General features: G+C 69.2%; 6 protein-coding genes. All 6 read right to left on the bottom strand.

Features of this window, described 5'->3' with window-relative positions; all coding sequences use genetic code 11:
• Positions 1–20 precede the first annotated feature (20 nt).
• Positions 21–944 carry an alpha/beta hydrolase gene (locus tag K8V84_RS07390; protein WP_304072128.1) on the bottom strand — a complete coding sequence of 308 codons (924 nt, stop codon included), beginning with the start codon at positions 942–944 and terminating at the stop codon, positions 21–23.
• Positions 941–2,068: an FAD-dependent monooxygenase gene (locus tag K8V84_RS07385; protein WP_304072126.1), complete on the bottom strand. Its 1,128-nt coding sequence runs from the start codon at positions 2,066–2,068 to the stop codon at positions 941–943. Before K8V84_RS07385 ends, K8V84_RS07390 begins: the two co-directional genes overlap by 4 nt.
• 11 nt (positions 2,069–2,079) lie before the next feature.
• Positions 2,080–3,033, bottom strand: coding sequence for a phosphotriesterase (locus tag K8V84_RS07380; RefSeq protein ID WP_304072123.1), 954 nt, complete (start codon positions 3,031–3,033; stop codon positions 2,080–2,082).
• A gap of 36 nt (positions 3,034–3,069) precedes the next feature.
• Positions 3,070–4,056 carry a phosphotriesterase gene (locus K8V84_RS07375; protein ID WP_304072120.1) on the bottom strand — a complete coding sequence of 329 codons (987 nt, stop codon included), beginning with the start codon at positions 4,054–4,056 and terminating at the stop codon, positions 3,070–3,072.
• A gap of 339 nt (positions 4,057–4,395) precedes the next feature.
• Positions 4,396–5,139, bottom strand: coding sequence for a GntR family transcriptional regulator (locus tag K8V84_RS07370; RefSeq protein WP_304072118.1), 744 nt, complete (start codon positions 5,137–5,139; stop codon positions 4,396–4,398).
• Between the two features lie 124 nt (positions 5,140–5,263).
• On the bottom strand, positions 5,264–5,642 hold a 379-nt coding region (locus K8V84_RS07365; RefSeq protein WP_304072115.1), incomplete at its 5' end, for a hypothetical protein.

Raw genomic sequence — 5,642 nt, 5'->3', positions numbered from 1 at the left:
TTCGAAGGTCCTGCCCGGGCTCAGCTCCGCTTCAGGAACTCGGCGGTCTCGTCGAAGACCCGGTCGTACTCCGGGATCCAGGTGAAGTTCACGACGAACCCGTGGTTGGCCCCCGCATAGCGACTGACCGTGGTGTCCACCCCGGCCTCCCCCAACCGGTGACCGTAGAGTTCACCCTCGTCGCGCAGCGGGTCGTACTCGGCGGTGACGACCAGGGCGGGCGGCAGCCCCGACAGGTCCTCCCGCTTGATGGGGGAGACCAGCGGATCGGCCGGGTCCGCCCCACTGTCGACGTAGAAGGCGTTGAAGGGCTTCAGCCCGGCGGTCTCCAGGCCGTAGCCCTCGGCGTTCTCCCGCAGCGACGCGTAGCGGTCGACGTCGAAGTCCAGATCCACCGACGGGTAGTACAGGACCTGGTGGCTGATCCGGTCGAACCCGTCGTCGTGGGCCATCGCGGTGACCGCCGCGACGAGGTTGCCTCCCGAGCTGTCACCGGCCAGGGCGAGGGTCGTTCCGTCCCAACCGAGGTCGGCGCCCTGCTCGGCCGCCCAGCGGACCACCCCGTAGCAGTCCTGGAGCCCTGCCGGGTAGGCGGACTCGGGTGCGCGTCGGAAGTCGACCGAGACGACCTTGAGACCGGTTCGCGCGGCCAACGAACGCGCCACACCGTCGTGCGTCTCCAGGCTGCCGAGGAAGAACGCGCCGCCGTGGAGGTAGACCAACAGACCATGGGAGTCCGCTTCGGTCGGGGTGTAGACCCGGACCGGAACCTCGCCCGCGGGCGTGTGCGCGGTCAGGTCCTCCACCGAGTGGAGTGGCGTACGTGCCTCCGGCGCGGGCACCTGGGCCTCTTCGCCCGCCCGCATGGCCACCGGATCGAGCGGCCCCTCGGGTGGGGCCGGCAGGTCGCGCAGGACCTCGGCGATCCGAGCGTGCAGTGTCATCGTCCCTCTCCCACGGTTTCGTTCGAACCGGGCCGTTGCCCGGGAAAGACCTCGTCGAGCTCGCCTTCGGACCAGCCCTGACGTGAAATGCGCTGTAGTTCGTCCGTGACCGGCTTACGCCCGGCCTGGTACAGGGCCAGCGCCTCTCGCACGGAGTCGGCCTCGACCAGGGCGTCGGCGAAGGCTCCGGCGTCCATGATCGCGGAGTTGGCGCCCTGGCCCTGATGGTGCAGCATCGCGTGGGCCGCGTCGCCCAACAACGCCACCCGATCGGTGTGCCAGCTCCGGACCGGGTCGATGTCGTAGACACCTCGGGCGTTGACCGAGTCCATGTCCAGGTTCCGGACGATGTCCACGATCCGCTCGTCGAATCCCTCGACCTCGGTGAGCAGGTCGTCCCTGGTCACGGTAGGAGCCCAGGTGGCGTCCGGGTTCAGTGACGTGATGTCGAACGACACCTGGCCGCGGTGGCGCAGGGGCAGCAGGTACACCTTCGTGCCCCTGCCGATGTACATGCGAAAGTCGTCGTCGACGACCATGCCGTGGGCGTCGTCGATGGAGATCACGGCGCGGTAGGCGTGCTCACCGGAGAACACCGGCTCCTGTTCGGAGAACAGCCGCCGCCGGACCACGGACTTGATGCCGTCGGCACCGACCACCAGGTCGGCCGTCGCACTCTCGCCGTTGGCGAAGGCCAGTTCCACCTTCTCGCCCTCGTCGGTGATGTCCACCAATCTGTGGCCCAGGTGGACCATGCCGTCGGGGAGCGCACCCATGAGGGCCTCGATGAAGTCCCCGCGGTGGATCAGGTGGGTGGTCTCGCCGAAGGTGTCGATCTCCGGCCAGGTCTCCTTCGCGATGGGGTCGGTGTCGGCCTTGAGGATCTCGAAGTGGTCGCTGGGCGTGCTCACTCGGGCGATCTCGTCGAAGATCCCCCACCGACGGAAACGGTTCATGGTGGAGGGGCGCAGGCCGATGCCGGCGCCGACCTCCCGGATCCGGTCGGCCTGTTCGTACACGGTGACGTTGGCCCCGAGCAGGCCGAGCGCCTTGGCCGCGGCGGCGCCACCGTATCCCGCGCCGACGATGGCGATGTCCAGGTTCCGTAGATCTGAGGGGTGCATGGGGGTCCTTGTCAGTCTTGGATCGTCAGGAAGTCGGCGGGGTTGTCGCGCAGGAGCCGCATGATCGTGGCCTCGTCCACGCCGGCCCCGCGCAGGTCGGGGATCAGGTCCTCGAAGAGGTAGTTGACGGTGTGCCCCTTCACGCCGGGCCAGCCCAACGGGCTGCAGTTGGCGTCGGCGGAGACCAGGAGCCGATCCACGTGCCCTTCGTCCAGCAGGGAAACGAAGTGGTCCAGCCGTTCCCGGCGGGGACGGGCCCAGAACGGCGGGTCCTGCAGTTCGGTCTCGTAACCGAAGGTGTCGAACCCGATCCGGCCTCCCTGGGAGAGGATCCACTCGTGCGGGGTCTTGGGGGCGTTCAGCCCGTCGTCGGCGTGCCCGAACAGCACGCGGTCCAGCGGGAGCCCCTCCTCGGCGAAGATCGCGACCGCGGGTTCGGGGTCGATCGCCAGGTGGGTCAGGATCGGCACCCCGGTCGTCACGGCGGCGCGGGCCGCCGCCCGGTAGATGCGCCGGTCGAGATCGGTCATGCGGCCGCCGCGGCTGACCCCGACCTTGATGACGCCGGCGCGGGCCCCGGTGCCGGCGATGCCCACGGTGATCTCGTGGACGAACTGCTCCGTCAGGTAGTCGACGCTCGCCCGGGCGAAGAACGGCAGGGCGGTATCGCCCCCGACGAAGCCCGTGCAGGCGATGATGTCGACCCCGGTCTTGGCCGACAGGGATCGGTAGTGGTCGATGTCCCGGCCGTTGCAGATGCCGGTGGCGTCGACGAAGGTCCCGCCGCCGTACTCACGGAATCGGCGCAGTTTCGGGACGGTCTCCTCATAGCGTTCCTCGGGGGACTTCCACCATTCGGTGTCCAGTTCCGAGCCGGGCATGCCGTACCCGATGTGCTCGTGGACGGCCACGACACCCAGTTCCTCCGTGGGGATCGGCCCCAGGACGGTGTTCACCTTCGACATGGTTCTCACTTCACAGAGTCGGTCGACGTCGTCTTCTCAGCGCCGGGTCAGCAGATCGCGCGGGTTGGCCACCAGGACACGTTCGATGTCCTCGTCGTGCAGACCCGAGGCCCTCAACAGGGGGACGAACGTCGAAAGGACGTGGCTGTAGGCGAGGTCGTTGCCGGGGTGGCCCACGGCCTTGCCGGTGGCGTTGCTCGACAGCAGGATCCGGTCGCCGAGACCGGCCTCGACGAGGTCGACGACCAGGGCGGCGCGTTCACGGTCGGTGACGTGGGTGTCGTCCTCCAGGCCCACGTGGTCCAGGGCGACATAGGTCCCGCATCGGGCCACCGCGAGGGGGACGCCCGCGGCGACGGCGTCCTTGCGGTCGAGTCCGCCGACGACCAGGCGGTCGGCGGCGAGCCCCTGGTCCAAGGCGATGTCGAGTTCGCGCAGTGCGTCGCCCCCGTAACGCAGTGAGGTGGGCACGCCTGTGGTCAGGGAGGTCCTGGCCGCTCCGCGCAGGAGGCTCTCCTCGGTGGCCGTCATGCCCTCGGGGTGGGCTGCGACGGTCACCAGGCCCGCGGGGCCGCGCCGTTCCAGGCGCGGGACCACCATGCCCTCGGTGACCTCCCGGGTGAACAGGTCGGCGAACCTCTCGGCGGGCCACGGTGTGGGCGGGTTCGTCTGGGGTGTGAGGAAGTAGCCGCCGAGCATCTCCTCTGGGCCCATTCCGGTGGAGGCGATGATGTGCACTCCGGTCGAGCGGGAGAGCGTTTCGTACAATCGCAGGTCGCGACCGTGGAACATGCCGGTGCTGTCGACGATGGTCCGACCGCCGTGGTCGTGAAAGTCCATCAGGCGGTGTGCCAGGGTTCGAAAGATCTCGGAGCGGTCCATGTCGACGTCGAAGGCGTACTCGGCTCCTGGGAACACCGAGAGCAGGGCCTCGTGGACGGAGACGACCCCGAGGTCGTCGGCGGGTACGGGACCGAGGACGGTTTCGACCGTCGCGCTCCCGTCCGGCTGCCCATCCGTCATTGGTACTTCCTTTCTCCGGCGCCGAGCCGCGGGGCACGGCGCGTCGTGCGGGATCGTCCACCGCGGCGCACGTGCTGACGTCAGGCCGGGCCCAGGGCAGACGGTGGTCGAAGGAGAAGAGGGCGGCGCATGGGGAACGCGTGGTGCTTCGTGCCCATGGGTCGCCTGGTCGGTCCACCGCCGTGTGGATGTGATCCGTAATACATATTGATATAATGTAATACCAAAGTCAAGAAGTCGTCCCCGACTTTTCGAAGTACCACTTACCGGGGACCACCTGGAGTGGGACGGGCCAGAGCATCGGCACGAGCACCGCCTCGGTCGGTGCCCACCCGCGACTCAGTGGTTCGTGACGAACCGGTACTTGAACTCCTCGGCCCGGTGTACCGCCGAACGCCACCCGGCGGGCAGCCCCCCGACCGTGTAGAAGATCGTCTCGATGGCCAGCAGCGGGCTGCCCTCCGGAACTCCCAGGGTCGCCGCGTGCCCGGCGTCGGCGGAGGTCGCCCAGGCTTCGTGCTCGGCCCGGTCCAGCGCGATGCCGAACCTCCCCTCCAACAGTTCGAACGCCGAACCGGACCCGGCCAGTTCTTCGGCCGTCGGATCGAACCCCTCAGGAGTCCGAATGTAGACGTCGGCCTCCACCAGCGGCTCGTCCTCCACCAGGATCAACCGGATGAAGTGCAGCAGCCGTTCGTGCGGCTCCGCGCCCAAACGGTCCCGGATCGGGGCCGGCGGCACCACACGTTCGACGCCGGACACCTTCGACGCCGGATGCAGGCCGCTCTCGAACAGGTACTGGTACAACGCACCCGGCCTGACGTCGGCCGGTCGGTGCACCCGGGCGCCGGGAACCGGGAACGTGCCCTTGCCCTGGCGTCGGTAGACGTACCCCTCGATCGTCAGCTCCTTGAGCGCCTGACGGATGGGGGCCCGACTCACGGCGAACCGGTCGAGCAACTGCGCCTCGGTCATCGGCCTCTGCGGGTCCGCGGTCCCACCGGCGATCTCCGAACGCAGGATGTCCTTGATCTGCCGATACAGAGGAACCCCGGATGAGTGATCGAGTTCGCCGTTCGCCATGGTTGTTCGGGTCCTCCACGTCTTCGGTCGCCGGGTGTGTCCGTGTCCCCAGGAAGTCAAGCACAGACCGCCCACGACGCGAGCCACGTTCGGGTCCGGGCCGCCCGGGGCGGTGGCGGTGCGGTCATGCGGGGGAGGGGGTCTCGCTGCGGGAGCGGTGGAGTTCCAGCAGGAGCCGGGTGGTTCGGGCATCACGTTCGACCCCCGCGTGACCCCGTCCCCGCAGCAGGTCGACGGACTCCTCGACCCGCCCCGAGTAGGCCGGTGCCGCGCCGGTCTCCTCGGCACGGGAATCGAAGCCCAGTTCGAGGGCGCGGAGCGCGCGATCGGGTCGCCCCTCGGCGGTCTGGGCGTCGGCCAGGGTCAACGCCGCGCCCGCGTCGCCCTGCCCGGCACGCCGCTCCAACCCCTGCCACCGGCCCAGGTCGCGCAGGACCACGGCGAGCCTGCTCCCGGCCCGCTCACGCCCGCGGTCGGCCATGGCGGCCGGTTCCACGTCGGTG

The sequence above is a fragment of the Nocardiopsis listeri genome (assembly GCF_020741345.1).
Taxonomy (GTDB): Bacteria; Actinomycetota; Actinomycetes; order Streptosporangiales; family Streptosporangiaceae; genus Nocardiopsis; species Nocardiopsis listeri_A.
Note: the sequence above shows the minus strand (reverse complement) of the source record. Positions and strands in the feature narration are given on the sequence as shown.